Genomic DNA, 19,415 nt, shown 5'->3' with positions numbered 1-19,415 from the left:
TGCGTGCTGAGCGGCTGAATGCCGCACGGCGCTATCTCTACCCCTTGAAAGGACCTTGCCATGAGCAACGACGACATCATCGACACGCTGAACGACCTCATCGAAACCAGCAAGGACGGCGAATACGGCTTTCACACCTCGGCCGAGTACCTGAAGGAGGCTGCGCTGAAGCAGAGCTTCATCACCCGTGCCGAAGAATGCCGCCTGGCCGCTGCCGAGCTGCAGCAACTGGTGGTGAGCCTGGGTGGCGACGCCGAGGACGGCGGCACTGCCGGAGGGGCCCTGCACCGCGGCTGGGTGGCCGTGAAGGGCACGCTGGCCGGCTACACCGACAAGGCCATCCTGGAAGAGACCGAGCGCGGCGAAGACAGCGCGCTGGCCGCCTACCGCGAGGCGCTGGACAAAGCCCTGCCGTATGACGTGCGCGCAGTGGTGGAGCGCCAGTACGAGGGCGTGAAGCGCAACCACCTGCAGGTGCGCACGTTGCGCGACGCTGCTCGCGCGGCTGTTTGAGCCCCTCGCCCAGGCACGCGCGCTGAACGCGGCGTGTCTGGTCGGTCCCCCCACGGGGACGGCGACGGGCCGGCTTGGTGAACTGAAGTCGGACACAAGCAGTCCCTGCGGACTGCTTGTGCCTACGGAAGGCCATGAGCCTCTGGCTCATGGCAGGCCCGGCGCTCGGCCCAAACGCAAACCCGTCGTCGGGTCAGAGCGGAGATGCGCGGCCACCACCGCCCTCATCGTCCTCTGCATTCTTCTCGCGAATGACGCTGATGCCCCCGTCCGACTCCATGCGAGCGATCTTGACATCGGCGAGCTTGTCGATGCCGTGCGTGCGCAGGCTGGCCATCAGCTCGGGCACGGTGACGAGTTCGCTGCGCATGTTGCGACGCATCAGGCGGCCATGGCGCACCAGCACGAGGGGGGGCGGTTCGACCATGCGGCGCACAGCGTGGAAGCGGTAGCTCCCCCAGTCGAGCAGCCAGTTCCAGCCCGCCAGCGTGGCCACCAGCACGACGCCTTCTGCCACCGTCGTGTAGCCGCCGGCCATCGCGTTCTGCGACGCATCCGCGATCAACACCAGCAACAGGATGTCGGCAATGCCGATGGAGCCGGTGTCGCGCCGCAGCACGAAGCGGAACAGCAGGAACAGGAACCAGTACATCGCACTGCCGCGCAGCACCAGCTCCAGCGGCGAGACGTCGAAGCGAAGCAGCTCAACCAGGTCGGGCATCGCCATCGGCGTGCTGTGCGTGCTGTGCTTTGGGTCTGGGCGTGAACAGGCTGCCCAGCAGCGGCAAGCCCACCGCCAGCAGGCTGGTGGCCGTGGCCGGGCTGACCTGGCGGCGCCAGCGCTCGGGCAGCATCGGCCAAGCCATGTGGACGAGGCGTGACCATGGCAGGCCTGCCAGCAGCGCGAACACCGCCGGCTTTGCCGCAGCCGCAGCAACGACGGGCGCGGTACCGGCGGCGATGCGCGCAGGCCGCCTCCACAGCAGCAGCGCCGCCGCGCCGGCCGCGATGAGCGCGGGCTTGATGAAGCGGCGCGGCTGCATCGCCTCGTCAAGCTGGCGGCCAAAGCGGTTCGCGCCGCGACGCAACCTTTCCTCGCGCGCCATCAGGCGCTGCTCGACACGCAGGATGCGGGCGTCGATGTCGCCCGGAAGTAAGCCTTCAGTGCGAGACATGTTGGCCGGCGGCGGGGACAGGGGAGCGTTCATCGGCATGGGTCTCGTGCGAATGGCGGGGGTCGGGCGGCACGGTGAGGTGGCGCTGGGTGGCAGACAGCGCCAGCCGCGGCATCAGCTTGTGCATGCGCGCCACGGCCACGGCGATGACGAGGCCATTGATGCCGATGGTCAGCAGCAACGCCGCCAGCAACGGCAGGCCCGCCTGCATGAGCAAGCTGATCAACGCCGCCCACAGCGCCAGCCACACCGTCACACCGAGGATGGCAATCGCCACCACCAACGCGACGATGTGGAAGAGCGCCTGCGTCGCACGCTGCAGCTCCAGCGCCAGCAGCTCGACCCGGTCGCTAACAAGGCCTGGCAGCTCGCGCGCCAGGCCTTTCAGTTGCTGCAGCAGCGAGTCCGGCGGCGCGCTCGCGCCAGGGCCGGAAGTACCGGGTGGCGCGGGCGTTTCTGGGACGGGGGCAGTGGCGGTTTCGGCCAAGGCGGCCTCAGCGCGACAACCGGGCGATCAGGACGCCGACTGCGAGCGCGGCGGCGATGGCGGTGAGCGGGTTGTCGCGCACGCTGGTCCGCAGCGTCTCGGTCCACTCGTCGCCCAGTTCGCGGGCGTCGTTGGCGCGCTGGCTGATCGCCTCGCTGGCGGCATGAACGCCGTCCTGCACGCGCTGCACGGCAGGGCCCGCAGTGCCGGCGAGCCGGTCGATGGCCTGATGGGCGCCCTGCACGACGCGGTTCAGCGCGTCATGGGTGGCCGCTGCACCCTTTTCGACGGCGTCGTCGGCCTTGGTCGCGATGTCATTGACAGCAGCCGTGGCCGGCGTTGCAGGCGATGCGGAGGAAGTCGGGAAAGGCGTGGTGGTGGCCATGGTGATCCTTGAAAAGGTTGAACGAAAAAAGCGGACAGCAGAACAAGGCAAACGGCGTGCCGGGTAGCTTGGCTGGCGGCGGCTAGATCGCGCCGACGCTGCCGGTCACCGGCAGCACGATGCCGGTGATGTAGCCCGCGCACACCGGCGAGGCGAGGAAGACATAGGCCGGCGACAGCTCCTCGGGTTGGGCGGCGCGCTTCATGTCGGTCTGCTTGCCGAACTCGGCGACCTTCTCGGCCGGTGAGTCGGCGGGGTTCAGCGGCGTCCAGACGGGCCCGGGCGCCACCGCGTTGACACGGATGCCGCGATCGATGAGCTGGCTGGCGAGTGACTTCGTCAACGCGTGGATTGCGCCCTTGGTGGCCGAGTAGTCCACCAGCTTGGCATTGCCGCGCAGGCCGGTCACCGAGCCCGTGTTGATGATGGACGCGCCGTTCTGGAGATGCGGCAGCGCCGCCCGCGCCATGCGCAGGTAGCCGCCGACGTTGGTGTCCAGCGTCTCCAGGATGCGTTTGTCGTCGAGGTCTTCCAGAGAATCTGCATGCTCCTGGAAGGCAGCGTTGTTGACGAGTACGTCCAGCTTGCCGAAGCGCGCGATGACCTGGGCCACGGCGCTGTCGCACCAGGCGCTGTCCTTCACGTCGCCCTGTAGCAGCAGGCATTGCCGCCCCTCGGCTTCGATGCACCGGCGCGTCTCTTGGGCATCCTCGGTCGAGGAGTGGAAGGCCACGGCAACATCGGCGCCTTCGCGGGCGAACAGCACGGCCACGGCGCGGCCGATGCCGGAGTCGGCGCCGGTGATGAGGGCCACGAAGTCCTGCAGCTTGGCGCTGCCCCGGTAGTCGGGCGCCAGGAAGCGCGGCGCGAGTTCGAGGTCGGCTTCCTGGCCCGGCTTTTCGAGGTGCTGGGCGGGCAGGTCGACAGGCTGCTCGCGGGCGCCGGCCTGCACGGCCTCGCCCTCCCCCTCATCTTGCGCGCCGGCGTGCTGCTGCTTGCGCGCGTCGGCCTCGTCCTGGCGCTGCTGGATCTCGCGTTGGGTCTTCAGGGTGGCGTCGTTCGTGCTCATGCTTACCTCTGCAAAAAGTCGAGTGGTTTCGGCAGACCGTGCTGCAAAAAAGAAGAAGTGAGCGACTCAATCGCGCAGCGCCTTGCCCGCATCGGCAGCCTCGCTCTCCTTGCCAGACGGCGTCTGCGCGTCCAGTCCGCGGTCCGGCGACTCGGCCACCTGCGGCACAGCGCCCGGGCGTTCGATCAGCTCCTCGATGATGAAGTGACCGTAGTGCTGGGCGCGCTCCGCGCCATGGCCTTCAGCCACCCGCGCGATCTGCAGCGCCTGTTCGTCACCGGTCGCGTAGACCACCAGCCAGTGAAAGCCCCGCTCGGCCAGCACGCGGTGGGCGAGGATGAGGTTCATCTCCTGGCCGATGGCCGCGATCGGGCTGGCGTTGGCGATGTCGGCGTCGATCTGGCGCAGCATCTCGCGGTCGGTGTAGCGGCGTACGGCATCCGGGCGCAGGCCGATCTGGCCCAATGCCGCAGCGGCGCGATCGGCGCTGTCCGCATCCGGCAGCGAGATGACCACATGGCCGACCGGCTTGAAGACACCGAAGCTTTGTTGTGCATCGCTGGACATGACGGCCCTTTTCTTTGAGTTGCTGAGGCCCCGCTCACGGCAAACGCGGTGCCTGGTTATTCAGGCGGCGTGGGCACGTGATTTGCCCACCGTGCGCTTGCTATGCCGCCCGGAGTCACCATGCCGCCCGCCCCTCGCCTCACCGTTCTCTATGTGGAAGACCACCCGGTCAATGCGCTGCTGATGACCGCCATCTGCGAGCGCCGCCCGCAGCTGGAACTCGTCGTGGCCACCAGCGGCGCAGATGCGATGCGCGCGGCCGTGGGCCTGCGGCCCGTGCTGCTGCTGCTGGACCTGGGCCTGCCCGACTGCCACGGTAGCCAGCTGCTGGGCCGCCTGCGCGCGCTGCCCGGCCTGGAGACAGCGCCGGCCATCGCCGTCACGGCCGATGCCGCCTTCGACATCGCCGGCACGGGCTTCAGCGAGTTGTGGTCCAAGCCGCTGCACCTGGACCAGGTGTTGGCGCGGCTGGACGCGCTGACCGGCGTGTCCGCCACGCCGCGGCAGCGCCTGGCCGAGGCCAGGCTGAGCTCGCCGCCCAGGTGCGCCATGCAGACGTCGGGCTAGCCGAAAGTGCTGCGGGAACCCGCACCCTGGATGACGCGGTGCACCAGGTGCAGTTTGCGGACGACCGGCGCCGACAGCACGAAGGGGTAGAAGTCCGCCACACCCATGCTGCGCGACATCTCGTTGAGCACGCCGGTCAGCTCCATCCAGCTGTTGATGAGCTGCAGGAAGCCATCTGCGTCGTCCGCGTCGCCGGCGTCGTCCAGCGTCTCCGGCCCGAAGCGCTCATAGCTCAACTCCACGCGCTCGCCGTCCAGGCCGAAGCTGCGTGCCGTGTCCAGCGTCTCGACCAGGTGCAGGTAATGCGCCCAGGTCTCGGCCCAGTCTTCCCACGGATGGGCGCTTGCATAGGCGCTGACGAAACGCTGGCCCCAGTCGGGCGGCGGGCCACTCGCGTAATGGCGTTGCAGCGCGGCGCCGTAGTCCTCGCGCTCGTCGCCAAACAGCGCGCGAAAGGTGTCGATCCATGCGGTGGGCTCGACCAGCAACTGCCAGTAGTAGTGCCCGGTCTCGTGGCGGAGATGGCCGAGCAGCGTGCGATAGGGCTCGCCCAGGCTGCCGCGGCGGGCCTCGCGGCGCGTGTCGTCGGCCTCGGAGGCATCCAGCGTGATGACGCCGTCGGCGTGGCCGGTGATGACGGCCGGCCCCTCGGGCGGCGCCAGCAGCAGATCGAAGGCCAGGCCGAGGCCGCCGGGCATCTCGGCCCTGGCGCGCACCGGCAGCTTCAGCCCGATCAACGACGACACGAGGCGTCGCTTGGCCTGCTCGATGCGGCACCACCACAGGCCGGCACCGGGCTGCGTCAGGTCGGGCAGCGTGCGCGTCAGGCGGCAACAGCGGCACAGCGTGAAGCCGGCCTGCACCTCGGCGCCGTCCAGCAGCCAGTTGCAGGCCGCCGCCGATTCAAGGTTGGCGCAGCGGGCATAGCGCGGCGCGCGGCGTGGCGACACGCCGGCCTCACGCCAGCCGCCTGAGCGCACACGCTCCAGCGCCAGCAAAGCACCACGCACCGCGTCATAGCCCAAAGGCCGTTGGCAGTTCAGGCACTGGCTGTTGCGGAAGAACACCGGCCGGCCACAGAAGCAACTGAAGGCGCGTGGCGTCATCGGCGCCGGCACCTGGCGCGGCGTGGCTGCGAGCGGCACCATCAGGCCGCCGCAGCGTCGTGACGCAACGCCTCACCACGGCGCGTCGCGACCCCGTTGCTGTCGGCAAGAAAAGTTTCGGTGACGTCGGCAATGGCAAAAGCAATACGCACGGGCGGGATCTCGGTCTTGGGTCAACAAAAGCAACTCAGGGCAAGCGCGGTGCCCAGGCGCGCGCGCGAAGCAGGCCCATCAAACGCCGCTCGGCTGCGGTGAGCCCCGCCTGGCCGCGCTGGCCGGCCGGCGCGTCGACCCAAGGCAGGGCCCGCAGCGCAGCGCGGGCGGCGTCGTCACCCAGAGCCTCGGAGGCCCTCAGCACGCGCGGGTGGATGTAAGCCTTGCGGCAAACCGCAGCGGTGTTGCCCAGCCGCCGCGCCACCGCCGCGACCACTGCGGTCAGCCGGCAGGGTTCGGCACCCTCGGCGCAGGCCTGCAGCGTCAAGTCCAGCGCCAGCACGCTGCCATGCCAGGTGCGGAAGTCCTTGGCCGTCACGCGCTGCCCCGCCGCAGCCGCCAGCCAGGCGTTCACATCGGCCGAATCGACCACATGGCTGCTGCCGTCTTCGTCGACATAACGGAACAGTTCCTGGCCAGGCAGCTCGCGGCAGCGCCGCACGATGCGGGCCACGCGCCGGTCCGTCAGGCGCACGCTGTGGCGCACGCCGCTCTTGCCCACGAAGGAGAGTTCGATCGAATCGCCCTTGATCCCCGCATGCCGGTTGCGCAGCGTGGACAGGCCGTAGGAGCCGTTCTCGCGTGCATAGCTGGCATTGCCGATGCGCAGCCAGGTCGTGTCCAGCAACCGCACGAGAGCCGCCAGCACGCGCTCGCGCGTCGGCTCGCCGGGCCCGGCCAGGGCCTGCGCCACACGCCGGCGCAGCCTCGGCAGCACGGCGCCAAAACGGCGCAGGCCGTCGAACTTGGTCTGGCCCCGGCCGGCCTGCCAGTCGGCGTGATAGCGGTACTGCTTGCGCCCGCGCGCGTCCCGGCCGGTGGCCTGCAGGTGGCTGTCGGCCAGTGGGCTGATCCACACATCGACCCAGGCCGGCGGGATGGCGAGCGCGCGGATGCGCGCGAGGTCAGCTCCGCCCTTGACAGGCCGACCACGGCTGTCCAGGTAATCGAAGCCGCCCCGGCGTGGCCTGCGTGTCAGGCCGGGCTGGGTGTCGCTCGTCCAGCGCAGGCCGGCCTGGCGTGCCGCAACGATGGGTGAAGGCATGGGTGCGCACAAGCACGACCCATGCCGCGACCGGTAGCCGGCGCTACCCGCAGGTATGAGCCGGCCAAAACTCAGCGGTTGCGGTTCAGCGCGCGCACCAGTGCGTACACCAGCGTGCCTGCGGCCAGCACGACGAGGGCCGAGCGCACCGGCGCGTCGTGCACGTAGCCGACCGTGCGGTCCGAGGCGCGCGCCACCTGCGTGCGCACGCGGTCGACGCCGTCGGCGAGTTGATCGAACCCCCGGCGCGCGGCGCCTTCCACCTTCTGCAGGCCTTGACGGGACGCTTCGGTCGCGGTGGCGTAAAGATCGGAATGACCCATGGTGCTGACTCCAATGAATGTTGTGGAAGTCAGTCAGGGCAAACCGCGCGCCAGCCCTTCGGCCGGCCCTGCGGTCAATCGCCGCGCGTGGCCGGCCCCTCGGTTACCGGCCCGTTCGCAGCGCCATTCGCAGCACCCTCGGCGGCGTATTCCTTCAACCGGTTGTAGAGCGTCTTCAGGCTGATGCCCAGCGCCGCCGCCGTGCGCTCCTTGTGGTGGTTGAAATGACGCAGCGTGGCCAGCATCAGCATGCGCTCGGCCTCGGCCACGCTGGAGCCGATGGGCAGCGTGATGCTGGGCACCTCGGCGGCCGGGGCGGGTGCGCGCGGGGCGGGTGCGATGGGTGCCAGCGCGGCCTCCAGCGGGCTCCAGCCCGAGGCCAGCCCCGCGCTGCTGGTGGTGGGCAGCCAGGTCTCGTCGATGAGTTCCTCCTGGGCCATCACGTAGGCGCGCTGCACGGCGTTGCGCAGTTCACGCACATTGCCGGGCCAGGGGTACTCGACCAGCGCCGAAATCGCCGCCGGCGTGAAGCGGCGCACGGCGCCCTCCTGCTCGCAGATGGCAGCCAGGAAATGGTTGGCCAGCAGCGGCACATCGGCCGCACGGTCGCGCAGCGGCGGCAGCTCGATCGGGAAGATGTTGAGGCGGTAGAGCAGGTCCTCGCGCAGCTTGCCCGTGGCCACCGCCTGGTAGGGCGAGCGGTTGGTGGCCGCGATGATGCGCACGTCGGTCTCCTGGCTGGTGGTGCTGCCCACGCGCATGAAGCGGCCGGTCTCCAGCACGCGCAGCAGCTTGACCTGCAGCTCCAGCGGCATCTCGGTGATCTCGTCCAGGAACAGCGTGCCGCCGCTGGCGCGCTCGAAGAAGCCCTGATGCTGGCGCTCAGCGCCGGTGAAGCTGCCCTTCTCGTGGCCGAAGATTTCGCTCTCGATCAGGTTGGGGCTGATGGCGCCGCAGTTGACGGCCAGGAAGGGGCGCTTGCGGCGGCGGCTGAGGTCGTGCACGGTCTGCGCAACGACCTCCTTGCCGGTGCCGGACTCGCCCGTGATGAACACCGACACGCTGGTGCCGGCCACGCGCGAGATCTGCTGGTAGATGCGCTGCATGGGCGCGCTGCGGCCCCACAGGTGGCCGAAATGACCTGACTCGGCCAGATTGGCCGTCAGATCCTCCACCTCGGCCTGCAGCGCCGCCGGCTTCATGATGCGCGACAGCACGCCCTGCAACTGCTTCAGGTTGACGGGCTTGACGAGGTAGTCGGCGGCACCCAGGCGCAGTGCCTGGATGGAGGTCTCGAGGTTGGCATGGCCCGTGCACAGCACGACCTCGGAGTTGGCCACCAGCTTGGGGTCGGCCAGCAGGTCCATGCCGTTGCCGTCGGGCAGGCGCAGGTCCAGCAAGATGATGTCGGGCTGCTGCAGCGAGATCTGACGCCGCGCATCCCGAAGGTTATGTGCGACGGCGACCGTGAACTGCTCTCCCGCGATCAAGGCGCGCAAAGAGGCGGCTGAATCGTGGTCGTCATCCACCACCAGGGCATGGGGCATCGGCGTCTGTTCCTTTCGGTTTGGCATCTGGATTTATGCGGACACCTATTGTCATCACATTCGTTGCCCGCAGCCGCATGAGCGGGCGGCTAGGGGGTGTATCCCTGCGTCACAGGCACGCCGCATGCCCTAGGTGGCGATAGAGTCGGTCAGGCCTGGGGCACATCATGAACCCTTTCGGCTCGCGCTTTCGGCACGTGCTACGGTGACAACCGCTGCGCGCAAGGTGTGGAATCGTCCAACGGGTCGGCAGGATTTGCCGCAGCTTTTTCGCAGCGGCCTGCCGGCATGCCGCTGACTGCCCTTCCACAGGCCAGCTGACCTGACAACCCACCGGCGCAGCCATGAGCAACCACCCCCACCCGACCCCGCACCCCATGCCGCACGTGCCGGGCGCCCACAACGACGACGACTCCGTGGCCGGCGAGGAAGACCCCGGCGCCAGCCTCGACGAGCCGCCCGAACCCACGCCGCCGCCGGCGCCCCTGCCCCGCGACAAACCCTCGCCTTGACGCCGATCGGCACGTCGCTTGCTTTTTGAGACTTGCAGCGGGTTGCTGCTGACAACTTTCAAACCTCAATGAAGCAAGCTCGGGGCTGGCGCCACGCCGGCTGGGTGTGGATCTTGGCCGGGCTCTGGGTGCTGGCCGGGGGGGTTGCCTGCAGCGGCCTGCGGGTAAACGACCACCCGATAGACGCACCACCCCCATCCCAGCCTCAGCCGGCCCAGCCCGTGGCCGACCGCATCACGCTGGTGGGCCGCGACGGCCCCGTCGGCACGGCCACCGAGGCGCGCGACCTGGCCCGCGTCGGCGCCGAGGGCAATACCGCGCTGTTCGAGCGGCAGCTCGGCGTGCTGGCGGCCCAAGGGGACAACCGGCTGCTGCGCGGTAACTCGGCCAAGTTGCTCGTCGACGGGCCGGTCACCTTTGCCGCCATGAAGGCCGCCATCAGCGCGGCCCGGCATCGCATCCTGGTGGAGTTCTACATCGTCGAGGATGAAGGCGTCGCGGCCGAGGTGGCCGAGCTGTTGGTCCGCAAGGCGGCCGAAGGCGTCAACGTGGCGATGATGTACGACAGCGTCGGCTCGCTCGGCACCGAGCGAGGCTTCTTCGACAAGCTGCGCAGCGGCGGTGTTGCGGTCTGCGCCTTCAACCCCATCAACCCGCTGGAGCGCCCCGGCCACTGGGGGCTGCTGCAGCGCAACCACCGCAAGATGCTGGCCGTCGACAGCGACGTGGCCTTCACCGGCGGCATCAACCTCAGCAACGTCTACGCCGAGGGTTCCGGCTCCTTCAGCAATGCGCGCCGCAAGCGCCCGCCCGACGATGCCGACCGCCAGGGCTGGCGCGACACGCAGGTCGAACTGCGCGGGCCGGTCGTGTCGGCACTGGCCGTGGTCTTCCGCGAATCCTGGGCACGCCAGGGCTGCGAGGGCGAGCTACCGCCGGCGCCCGCGCCGCGCGTGGCCACGCCGGGCCAGCGCGTCGTGAAGCTGGTGGCGGGCGACCCCGAGCACGGCATCAACCCGACCTACACAGCGCTGTTGCAGGGCATCGGCGCAGCCCAGCGCAGCGTGCAGCTGACGATGGCCTATTTCGCGCCCGGGCCCGAGCTCATCCAGGCCCTGTGCGACGCGGCCAGGCGCGGCGTGGCCGTCGCACTGGTGCTGCCAGGTCGCAGCGACGTAAAGATGGTGCTGCACGCCGCCCGCTCGCGCTACGCACAGCTGCTGGAGGCGGGGGTGCAGATCAACGAGATGTCGCAGGTCGTCATGCACGCCAAGACGGCCGTCATCGACGGCGTCTTCTCCAGCGTCGGCTCCAGCAATCTGGACTGGCGCAGCATCGTCGGCAACAACGAGATCGACGTCCTCGTGCTGGGCGACGACTTCGGCGACCAGATGCAGGCGCTGTTCACCCGCGACCTGGCCGTGTCTCAACGCATCGAAGCGGCGAGCTGGGCGCGCCGCGGACTGGGGCGGCGGCTGCTTGAAACCGTTGCGCGTGTCATCGAGCCCCTGCTCTGACGCCGGTTGGGTGGTACGCCGCTTGCCGAGAACGGTGCGTCCCTTTCTTCTTTGCTGTCAAGGAGTCATGCCATGACTTTTGAAGGTCTCTCCGCCGGGTCAAGCGCCGCAACGCCCCCCCCTCGTTATGAGTCGCTGCGCCCAACGGGCCACGGGTCTGAGCGCCAACGTCGCCCCGGCGGCAGTTCGATGGGCCGCCTGATGCGCCGCAGCCGCACGCGCACCGCAGGCATCCGCTTCGAATGGGCCATGCGCAGCTGCGGGCCGGTGCTGCGCGTCGTCGCCACCTGGACCGACCGCCAGGGTCAGCCGCATCACACCTCCTACTCGGTGCAATGCAACGGCCTGGCGGGCGCCCTGGACCGCGCCATCGCCTCGCGCATCTCCTGCGGCGCGCCACTGCCCGACCGCGAGGATTTGCTGCAACGTCTGCAGCAAGAATTTGCCACCTCACCCCACTCGGCACCCCACAGCGCTGTGCTGGCTGCCGCGACTGCCGTAGCCGCCGTGGCCAACCAAAGCGCCTGAAGCGGCGGGCTGGTACCAGCTCCAGCACCGGACTGGCGCCTCAACGGTGCCGATGCTCACAGGCGGTCACAGCCAGTTGATGAGCCGTCTGAGCCAGCGCGGCAGCGGGCGGTTCGGGGTGTAGTTCTGGCGATACTGGCTGGGCATGGCGGTGGCCTCGGTTTGAAAACTGTTTATTTATACAGTATTTGAGGTGGAATAGCCAAGCGTCTTCCCGAAGTGATGCGTCTATTGGTAGCGATATCATTTGCGCACGCATTTGCACGGACGCTCCATGAAGAAGCCCCTTCCCCGCTGGCCACTGAGCCTGCTCGTCACTGTGATTCTGGCCGGTTGCGGTCATGTGCCACGCACGCCGGCCGGCGCCGATTGGCTGGCAGCCTGGGGAAGCGCGCAGCTGGAACAGGCGCCCGTCACCGCCAGCACGGTGCCGGCGCCCTGGCAGCAGCCGCAGCGCGACGTCAGCCTGCGCCAGGTCGTGCGCACGACCGCGGCCGGCAGCACGCTGCGGGTCCGCGTCAGCAACCTGTTCGGGCTTGAACCGCTGCAGCTCGACGCCGCCAGCGTGGCGCTGGTGCAGCCCGGCACCGAGGGCGGCAAGCCGCAGCTGCAGGCCGGCAGCCTGAAACCGCTGACCTTCCAGGGCCAGCGTGGGCTGAGCGTTGCACCGGGCACCGAGGCCTGGAGCGACCCGGTCGCCCTACCCCTGCCGCGCGTGGCCGACGTGGCCGTGCAGATGCATGTCGTGTCCGCACCGGCATCGGCGACCGTGCACCCCGGCTCTCGCATCAGCAGTTGGGCCCTGCCCGGCAACCGCGTGGACACGGCCGACTGGCCCGACGCGACGGCACGTGACGGCTGGTGGCACCTCGCCGCCGTGGACGTGGCAGGCGCCGCGCCCCAGCCCGTGCTGGTCGCTACTGGAGACTCCGTCACCGACGGCTACGGCGTGGCGGCAGGCAGCTACCAGCGTTGGACCGACGCCCTCACCCGGCGCATGGCCGCACAGGGGCAGGCAGCGTCGGTCGTCAACACCGGCATCGGCGGCAACCGCATCCTGCAGGACGGACTGGGCCCGCGCCTGCTGGCGCGCTTCGACCGGGACGCGCTGGCGCGCAGCGGCGTCACGCACGTGGTGCTGCTGGAGGGCGTCAACGACCTCGGCACCAGCCACCGCCAGCGCGCGACGACGCCGGAGTCCCGCGCCACGCTGCTGGCCGATCTACAGCAGGGCCTGACGACCATGGCCAGCCAGGCGCGCGAGCGGGGCGTGTGCCTCTTCGTCGCCACCGTCATGCCTTACGGCGGCAGCGGCTACTACCAGCCCCAGCCCGAGAACGAGGCGGACCGCCAGGCGCTCAACAACTGGATTCGCCAGCCCGGCCGCTTCGACGGTGTGGTGGACTTCGACGCACTCACGCGCGATCCGATGCGGCCCTCGCACCTGAAGCGGGAGGTCGACAACGACGGCCTGCATCCGTCGATGGCCGGTTACCAGGCGATGGCCGATGCCTTCCCGGTGGAGTGGCTGGACAAGCGCTGCAGCGCGGCACGTTGATGCCGTAAAACGGGCGCTGCCACGCTGCCACTCGCTTTTCCGGACAGACAAAAAAGGGGCTCCACGAGGGAGCCCTTTTCGCTGCCACGCCTGCGCGTGGCGAGTCGCCGCTTAGTGTCAGAACTTAAGGTCAGAACTTCATCTGAGCGGTCAGCTGATAAGTACGGCCCGGATCCCAGTAGCCACGTACGGCGAGCTCTTCCTGGATGTAGGACTTCTGCGTGGCCTTGTTCAGGTTGGCAACGTCAAAGTTGAGCGACACGCCCTGCTTCCAGCCCACCCAGTCGCCGATCTCGAGACGGGTCGATAGGTCCGCCTGGTAGTAGGCCTTGTTGTACTTGAGGAGCGTGCCCGAAGGGATGGAATCCGTGTTCTTCGACTCAAAAGGAGTCCGGGCCTGGTAGCTGTTGCTCAGGCGAATCGAGCCGCGGCTGTTTTCGAAATACACCGTCAGGTTGGCCGTGTAGGGCGCTGCGCCAATCGGCACCTGGCCGCTGGTCCCTGCGTCCTGCTTGGAGCGGGTGTAGTTGGCGTAAAAGCCGAAGCCGTTGATCGGCAGATAGCGGTCCAGCGACTGCGCCCAGCTCAACTCCCAGCCCTTCAGCTTCAGGACGTCAGCCGTGTTGACCGGCTGCGACAGCGGAATGTTGAAGTTGTCGGGGCCGCCGGCCGCTATCACCGCCAGGTCGATCGCGCTGCCCGCCGCGTACTGCAGCGAGTTGGCACCGAACTCTTGGCGGATCTGCGTCAGCGTCATCTGGCGCACGACCGTACGCGGGAAATTCTTGATCTGCTTGGCGAAGAAGGCGGCCGCGACATAGCTGCCCTTCTTGTCCGTGTACCACTCCCAGCCCAGGTCCAGGTTCTTGGACTCGAAGGGCTTGAGTCCAGGGTTAGTGGCGGTGGCGTTCGACAAGGCCACGTCATTGGACGTAGCCCTCAGCGGCTGCAGCGCCTTGGGGTCAGCACGGGTGATGGCCTTCGAAACCGCCGCACGGACGATCATGTCGTCGGCCAGGTTGAAGGCCAGCGTGCCGCTGGGCAGCGTGTTGTTGTATGAAGTCCGGCCCGTCGTCTCCGTGACGAGGTTCGGGTACAGGCCGCCGTCGGTCTGGCCTGCATTGCGCGGATCGGCCACGTTGCCCGTGTACGCGCCGACGGTCTGCATCGTATGCGTGCGGCGCAGGCCCACGTCATAGCGCAAAAGGCGGTCGAAGATGCGCGTCTGGCCAGCCACTTCGATGTAGCTGCCGAAGACGTTTTCATTGAAGTCCTGCGGGGACGCACCGCTGAGGGCGTTGCTGCCCGCGACCTGGACCATGTTGGCGGTGATGCCCTCGTAGCCGGTGGCCCCAGCGAAGCGGCTCCAGTCAATCAACACGAAGCCGTTGGGGCCCGGTATCAGGTACTTGGAAATGTCCGGCACGGCCGAGCCCTGATAGGCCAGCGCGGGCCCACCAGCCGTCGCGCCCTTGCCGTAGCCAGGGTATTGCGTCGCCGGGTTGGCCGTGATCGTGATCGGGGTGATCGAGCAGCCATTCGGGTTGGTGGTGTTGGGCGCGTACATGCGGACGTTCAGATTGCCGCCGCAGACGACGTTCTGCAGACGGCCATCGTCGGTAAACGGCGTGATCAGGCGGTGGTAGGTGTCATAGGCCGTGCCGCCCTTGATGGTCAGGCTCTCGTCACCCCAGGCCAGATTCCAGCGTGCACCTCTCGTCTTGATCAAGCGGTCTTCGCGATTGACGCTGATCTGGGCGCCCGTCGCATTGCCGTGGTGGTCCCAGGTGTAGTTGGTCGGGCTGTTGGGGTCGAAGCCGTTGGGCGTGTAGACCGGGAAGTTGGCGTTGGAGCCGATGCCCACCGTGAACGGCTTGGCCGCGTCGGTCGGGACCAGGATCGTGGGTGCGAGGCGGCTGAATCTGCTGCTGGCCTGACTGACCTGAGCGTCCAGCGTCCACTTGTCGGAGATGTGCCATTCGAAGCCCGGGTTCACGGAGGTGAAACTGCTCCTCTCGTCCATCCGGCGGTATTCGAGGAAGCCGGTGCCGTTGAGGAGGGTGCCGCCCGTCACAAAGCAGTAGACCGCGCAGTCGCTGCGGTCATAGGTCATTGCCGACGGGATGACGGCGCTGTTGCGAACGTTGATGTCGAAGTCGACCCGCTCCTGCTTGCTGGTCTTGCTGCCAGTCAGCAAATCAAGGTAGGCATCGAAATCTGCGGTCGGGCGGAACTCGAAGCTCAGCAGGCCGTTGTTGCGGTTGCGCTCACCCGTGAAGTTCACCGGGCGCGGTAGGCGCGGCATATAGCCGTTGTCCAGTTGCTGGATCGTGGTACCGGGGTTCAGCTGCTGCAGCAGGGCCTTGTCGATGGCCTGGCCGGTTGCCAACGCCGTAGAACCATAGGTGCCGGCGGCCGCGGCAGGCACAGTCGTCGGGATGCCCCAGGCACCGTTGGTGGTTGAAGTCCCCGCGCCGGTCTGCAAGGGGTTGGTCAGACGGGGCGTCACCCAGTCCGTACCGTCCTCGAAGCCACGCGTGGTGATCTTGTTGCGGGCGAAGGACACGCCGGCCAGCACGCCGAAGGTGTCGCCGAAGGTCGTGCTGAAGATCGCCGTGCCGCGCGTGCTCGGCTTGGGCGCGGGGTCGTTCTTGGCCAGCTGTAGCTTGACGGTGCCGCGCGTTCCGGGCTTGTCGAACGGGCGGGCGTTGCGCATGTTCACGACGCCGGCGATACCGCCTTCCAGCATCCCGGCGGTGGGACTCTTGGACACGGTGATGCGCGAGAACAAGTCGCCCGGCATGAAGTCCAGGTCGACTTCGCGGTTGGCGCTACCGGCACTGCTGAAGCTTGTGGAGGCCGATGCGACGGGGGCACCGTTCATCAGGATGCGCGTGAAGTTGGAACCCAGGCCGCGGACCTGGATGTTCAGGCCTTCGCCCGTCACGTCGCGGTTGACCTGGACGCCGGGGATGCGCGAGATCGACTCGGCCAGGTTGTTGTCCGGAAACTTGCCGATGTCTTCAGCGTGGATCGAGTCCGACAGGCCGATGTTGTCGCGCTTTGCAAGCGCCGAGGCAGCCAACGAGCTGCGGATGCCGGTCACGACGACGGTATCCAGTTGATGGGTCGACGCTGCCGGCGCCGTCTGCGCGTAGGCCTGGGCAATCAGGCCGGCCAGCAGCGTGGTGCCCAAGGCCAGTTGGCCACAGCGAACGCGGCGGTTCGGCCGCGAAAGGGTTGTGTTCATGTCTGTCTCCTCATTGGTTTCTATAGCCCGCAATTGCGAGAATGTGATGCATTCAGCCACAAAAATGGTAGCGCACTCATTTCCAATTTACGTTTGCGATACCGGGTAGTCAACAAGGGTGTATACTAATGTATTAGTTGGAAATCAGGCAAGTTGGCTGTGGCATCGCAACTTGGCAGAAGAGCAGGTAGCGCTCACAATTACGCAATCACCGCTGACCGTTGAAGATGCAAAACAGCAACGCTTTCACGCCGATGGGCTTGCCGGCCGACGCGGCCGGCGCCGTCCTGGTAGGGCGCGCCTGGCGCCCGGATATCGCCGGCCCTGCCTTGGTGGCGGTGCGCGATGGCGAACTCGTCGACCTGTCTACCCACGCGGCGACCTTTGCCGAACTGCTGGACCGGCCCGATCTGTTGGACGTCGCCCGCAACGCGCCGGGCCAGACGCTTGGGGCCGTGCAGGCCGTGCTGGCCAATGCACTCGCCGCCTCGCCCAACACCGCCCTGCCGCGCCTGCTGGCCCCCTGCGACCTGCAGGCCATCAAGGCCTGCGGCGTGACGTTTGCGGTGAGCCTGCTGGAGCGCGTCATCGAAGCGCAGGCGGGTGGCAGCGCGGCGCGCGCCCACGACCTGCGCCAGTCTCTGACCGCAAGCCTCGGCACCGACCTGGCCAGCATCCGCCCCGGCTCGGCGACGGCGCAGCGGCTCAAGGACGAGTTCGTTGCGCGCGGCGCCTGGTCGCCCTACCTGGAAGTGGGGCTGGGGCCGGACGCAGAAGTCTTCACGAAGGCGCAGCCGATGTCGGCCGTGGGCTTCGGCGACGCCGTCGGTCTGCACCCTGACTCGCAGTGGAACAACCCCGAGCCCGAGATCGTGCTGGCGGTGAACAGCCGCGCAGAAGTCGTCGGCGCCACGCTGGGCAACGACGTCAACCTGCGCGACATCGAAGGCCGCAGCGCCCTGCTGCTCGGCAAGGCCAAGGACAACAACGGCTCCTGCGCCATCGGCCCTTTCGTCCGCCTGTTCGACGGCGACTTCACGCTCGACACCGTGCGCGCGGCCGCCGTGAGCCTGCGCATCGAGGGCGCGGACGACGGCTTCGTGCTCGAAGGCGTCAGCCGCATGCAGGAGATCAGCCGCGACCCGCTGGAACTGGTACGCCATGCCTGCGGGCCGCACCACCAGTACCCGGACGGCTTCATGCTCTTCCTGGGCACCATGTTCTCGCCCATCCAGGACCGTGGCGCGCCCGGCGCCGGTTTCACGCATCGCCTGGGCGACGTCGTCACCATCGCCAGCCCCGCGCTCGGCGCCCTCGTCAACACCGTGCAGCGCAGCGACGCCATCCCGCCGTGGACCTACGGCATCGGCGCGCTGCTCAAGCATCTACACCGGCAGCACATGCCACCCTGAGTCTCTGGTCGGACGCTCGGGCTGGTGAGCGTCCTTTCTTTGACGGCGGCCCGCCCCGTGCGGAGCCGCCGTTTTTTTGCCTACCGTACAGTGCCGATCCATTCGAGCGCCAGCGGCCAAATTCGAATTCAGAGCCGAGATGAATTTCACGCTAGATCCCACCCGCCACGCGGCACCTCAGGTTGTCGAAGCGCTCAGAGCTGCCATCATTTCGATGGAGTTGGCACCCGGGATCGCACTCGACCGCGGCGAGCTTGCTCAGCGGTTCGGTGTGAGTCAAACGCCCGTACGCGACGCGCTCATTCGGCTTAGCGAAGAAGGCCTGGTCGTCATACGGGCCCAATACACGACGCAGGTCAGTCTGATCAACGTGCCGGCGGCCCGTGAAGCGCATTTCCTCCGCCGTTCCATCGAGATCGAGATCGCGCGCCAATTGGCCATGACGCATGAACAGTCGTTGATCAATGACCTGCGCGCGCAGTTGTCATGCCAAGCGGCTCTCGCCGAGAAGAAGGACTTCCTCGGCTTCATGGCGGCCGACAAGGAGTTTCACCGGCTCATGTACGTGGCGGCCAACTTGCAGCGGCTGTGGTCGGTGGTCGTTCGCATGTCAGGTCACGTCGACCGCCTGCGCCTGCTTCACGTCCCTAGCGCTGGCAAGACGGAGTCGACCTTGAGCGCCCACCAGGCCATCCTGGAGGCCATCGAGTCACGCGACGTTGAAGCCGCACAACACGCGGTCCGGGGCCACCTGTCCGGCACCCTCGCCTCGGTGGACGAGATCCAGAAGCGCTACCCGGAATACCTGATCCTCGCCTGATCCAGCGGCATTGCGGGTCATGCGCCCACAGGCACGCGAACCGCAGGTGCGGCCATGCGGCTGACCAGCACATAGACGAGGGCGCCCGAGGTCGAGCCGATCAGCCAGCCCCAATCACCCACGTTGAACATCAGCCCGAACGCCCCGGCGAGCGACAGGCCGATGGCCAGCGCGCCCGACACCGCCAGCGCGAAAAGCGCCTTGCGATTCCAGCCGCCGTCGAAGTGCAGCGAGCCTTGCGGCGACATCGTGTAGAGGTCCTTGAGCACGATGGCCTCGCGCTTCACGAGGTAGTAGTCGGCCACCATGATGCCGAACATCGGCCCGAGCACCGCCCCGAAGATGCTGACGAAGACCGTGATCGCATGCGGGCTCGACACGAACAGCCAGGGGCACACGAGCACCGACAGGATGGACGTGATCAGGCCTCCCATCTTGAAGTTGATCTTCTGCGGCGCGAGGTTGGCGATGTCGTAGGCCGGCGAGACGAAGTTGGCGACGATGTTGATGCCCATCGTCGCGACGATGAAGGTGATGGAGCCGACGATGGTCGCGATCGGGTTGTTGATCTTCTCGACGATGAGCACCGGGTCCATGAGGGCCTCGCCGAACACCTTCATCGACCCGCCGGTGACGATGACGGTGATGACCGCGAACAGGATGAAGTTCACCGGCAGGCCCCAGAAGTTGCCGCGCTTCATGTCTGACTCGCTCTTGGCGAACCGCGAGAAGTCGCCAAAGTTGAGCAGCAGCGCGGCGAAGTAGGCCACGATCAACATCGCCGCGTTGGCCATCAGGCCGACCGATTCGAGGCCGGTGTA

At 67.8% G+C, this 19,415-nt stretch carries 20 protein-coding genes; 8 read left to right on the top strand and 12 right to left on the bottom strand.

From position 1 onward, the window contains the following. Positions 1-60 precede the first annotated feature (60 nt). On the top strand, positions 61-513 hold the full coding sequence (locus ABIS05_RS14955) for a PA2169 family four-helix-bundle protein (RefSeq protein ID WP_348009373.1): 453 nt from the start codon (positions 61-63) through the stop codon (positions 511-513). 193 nt (positions 514-706) lie between these two features. Here ABIS05_RS14955 and ABIS05_RS14950 read toward each other — a convergent pair whose 3' ends face one another. The 6 genes from ABIS05_RS14950 to ABIS05_RS14925 form a co-directional block, all read right to left on the bottom strand. Further along, positions 707-1,240, bottom strand: coding sequence for a YetF domain-containing protein (locus ABIS05_RS14950; RefSeq protein ID WP_348009372.1), 534 nt, complete (start codon positions 1,238-1,240; stop codon positions 707-709). Further along, positions 1,218-1,688 carry a hypothetical protein gene (locus ABIS05_RS14945; RefSeq protein WP_348009371.1) on the bottom strand — a complete coding sequence of 157 codons (471 nt, stop codon included), beginning with the start codon at positions 1,686-1,688 and terminating at the stop codon, positions 1,218-1,220. Before ABIS05_RS14945 ends, ABIS05_RS14950 begins: the two co-directional genes overlap by 23 nt. After that, positions 1,675-2,175: a phage holin family protein gene (locus tag ABIS05_RS14940; protein WP_348009370.1), complete on the bottom strand. Its 501-nt coding sequence runs from the start codon at positions 2,173-2,175 to the stop codon at positions 1,675-1,677. The genes ABIS05_RS14945 and ABIS05_RS14940 overlap by 14 nt, the downstream gene beginning before the upstream one ends. Before the next feature lie 7 nt (positions 2,176-2,182). Further along, positions 2,183-2,560, bottom strand: a complete 378-nt coding sequence (locus tag ABIS05_RS14935; RefSeq protein ID WP_348009369.1) for a hypothetical protein — start codon at positions 2,558-2,560, stop codon at positions 2,183-2,185. A gap of 82 nt (positions 2,561-2,642) precedes the next feature. Further along, a complete protein-coding gene (locus ABIS05_RS14930) occupies positions 2,643-3,629 on the bottom strand; it encodes an SDR family oxidoreductase (protein WP_348009368.1) in 987 nt (328 codons plus the stop codon). Positions 3,630-3,695: 66 nt separating this feature from the next. Continuing rightward, entirely contained in the window at positions 3,696-4,196 is a 501-nt protein-coding gene (locus ABIS05_RS14925) for a hypothetical protein (RefSeq protein ID WP_348009367.1), read from the bottom strand. Between the two features lie 120 nt (positions 4,197-4,316). Between ABIS05_RS14925 and ABIS05_RS14920 the strand changes: the two genes are divergently transcribed. After that, positions 4,317-4,763 (top strand): response regulator, encoded by a 447-nt coding sequence (locus tag ABIS05_RS14920; RefSeq protein WP_348009366.1) that lies wholly within the window; start codon positions 4,317-4,319, stop codon positions 4,761-4,763. Here ABIS05_RS14920 and ABIS05_RS14915 read toward each other — a convergent pair. The 4 genes from ABIS05_RS14915 to ABIS05_RS14900 all read right to left on the bottom strand — a co-directional run bounded on the left by ABIS05_RS14915 (position 4,760) and on the right by ABIS05_RS14900 (position 8,997). Further along, positions 4,760-5,911 (bottom strand): putative zinc-binding metallopeptidase, encoded by a 1,152-nt coding sequence (locus ABIS05_RS14915; protein WP_348009365.1) that lies wholly within the window; start codon positions 5,909-5,911, stop codon positions 4,760-4,762. The genes ABIS05_RS14920 and ABIS05_RS14915 overlap by 4 nt on opposite strands. 145 nt (positions 5,912-6,056) lie before the next feature. Further along, the gene (locus ABIS05_RS14910; RefSeq protein WP_348009364.1) at positions 6,057-7,127 is read right to left on the bottom strand and encodes a DNA topoisomerase IB; all 1,071 of its coding nucleotides are present in this window, start codon (positions 7,125-7,127) and stop codon (positions 6,057-6,059) included. Positions 7,128-7,198: 71 nt separating this feature from the next. Beyond that, entirely contained in the window at positions 7,199-7,450 is a 252-nt protein-coding gene (locus ABIS05_RS14905) for a hypothetical protein (protein WP_348009363.1), read from the bottom strand. 74 nt (positions 7,451-7,524) lie between these two features. Next, positions 7,525-8,997 (bottom strand): sigma-54 dependent transcriptional regulator, encoded by a 1,473-nt coding sequence (locus ABIS05_RS14900; RefSeq protein ID WP_348009362.1) that lies wholly within the window; start codon positions 8,995-8,997, stop codon positions 7,525-7,527. Between the two features lie 344 nt (positions 8,998-9,341). Here ABIS05_RS14900 and ABIS05_RS14895 point away from each other — a divergent pair, with 344 nt between their 5' ends. The 4 genes from ABIS05_RS14895 to ABIS05_RS14880 all read left to right on the top strand — a co-directional run bounded on the left by ABIS05_RS14895 (position 9,342) and on the right by ABIS05_RS14880 (position 13,112). Next, positions 9,342-9,509 (top strand): hypothetical protein, encoded by a 168-nt coding sequence (locus ABIS05_RS14895; RefSeq protein WP_348009361.1) that lies wholly within the window; start codon positions 9,342-9,344, stop codon positions 9,507-9,509. Between the two features lie 68 nt (positions 9,510-9,577). Next, the gene (locus ABIS05_RS14890) at positions 9,578-11,026 is read left to right on the top strand and encodes a phospholipase D-like domain-containing protein (RefSeq protein ID WP_348009360.1); all 1,449 of its coding nucleotides are present in this window, start codon (positions 9,578-9,580) and stop codon (positions 11,024-11,026) included. A 189-nt stretch (positions 11,027-11,215) separates the two neighbouring features. Next, the gene (locus ABIS05_RS14885; RefSeq protein ID WP_348009359.1) at positions 11,216-11,554 is read left to right on the top strand and encodes a hypothetical protein; all 339 of its coding nucleotides are present in this window, start codon (positions 11,216-11,218) and stop codon (positions 11,552-11,554) included. Between the two features lie 274 nt (positions 11,555-11,828). Continuing rightward, a complete protein-coding gene (locus ABIS05_RS14880; protein WP_348009358.1) occupies positions 11,829-13,112 on the top strand; it encodes an SGNH/GDSL hydrolase family protein in 1,284 nt (427 codons plus the stop codon). 130 nt (positions 13,113-13,242) lie between these two features. Here the strand turns inward: ABIS05_RS14880 and ABIS05_RS14875 are convergent, their stop codons facing one another. Continuing rightward, a complete protein-coding gene (locus ABIS05_RS14875) occupies positions 13,243-16,362 on the bottom strand; it encodes a TonB-dependent receptor (protein WP_348009357.1) in 3,120 nt (1,039 codons plus the stop codon). Positions 16,363-16,589: 227 nt separating this feature from the next. Here ABIS05_RS14875 and ABIS05_RS14870 point away from each other — a divergent pair, with 227 nt between their 5' ends. Then, entirely contained in the window at positions 16,590-17,774 is a 1,185-nt protein-coding gene (locus tag ABIS05_RS14870; protein ID WP_348009381.1) for a fumarylacetoacetate hydrolase family protein, read from the top strand. Between the two features lie 139 nt (positions 17,775-17,913). Beyond that, positions 17,914-18,594: a GntR family transcriptional regulator gene (locus ABIS05_RS14865; RefSeq protein WP_348009356.1), complete on the top strand. Its 681-nt coding sequence runs from the start codon at positions 17,914-17,916 to the stop codon at positions 18,592-18,594. Positions 18,595-18,611: 17 nt separating this feature from the next. On the opposite strand, the gene ABIS05_RS14860 is transcribed toward ABIS05_RS14865, so the two are convergent. Then, on the bottom strand, positions 18,612-19,415 hold an 804-nt coding region (locus tag ABIS05_RS14860; protein WP_348009355.1), incomplete at its 5' end, for a cytosine permease.

This window comes from Roseateles sp. (assembly GCF_039929605.1).
Lineage (GTDB): Bacteria > Pseudomonadota > Gammaproteobacteria > Burkholderiales > Burkholderiaceae_C > Pelomonas.
This window is presented reverse-complemented; position numbering and strand designations above follow the sequence as displayed.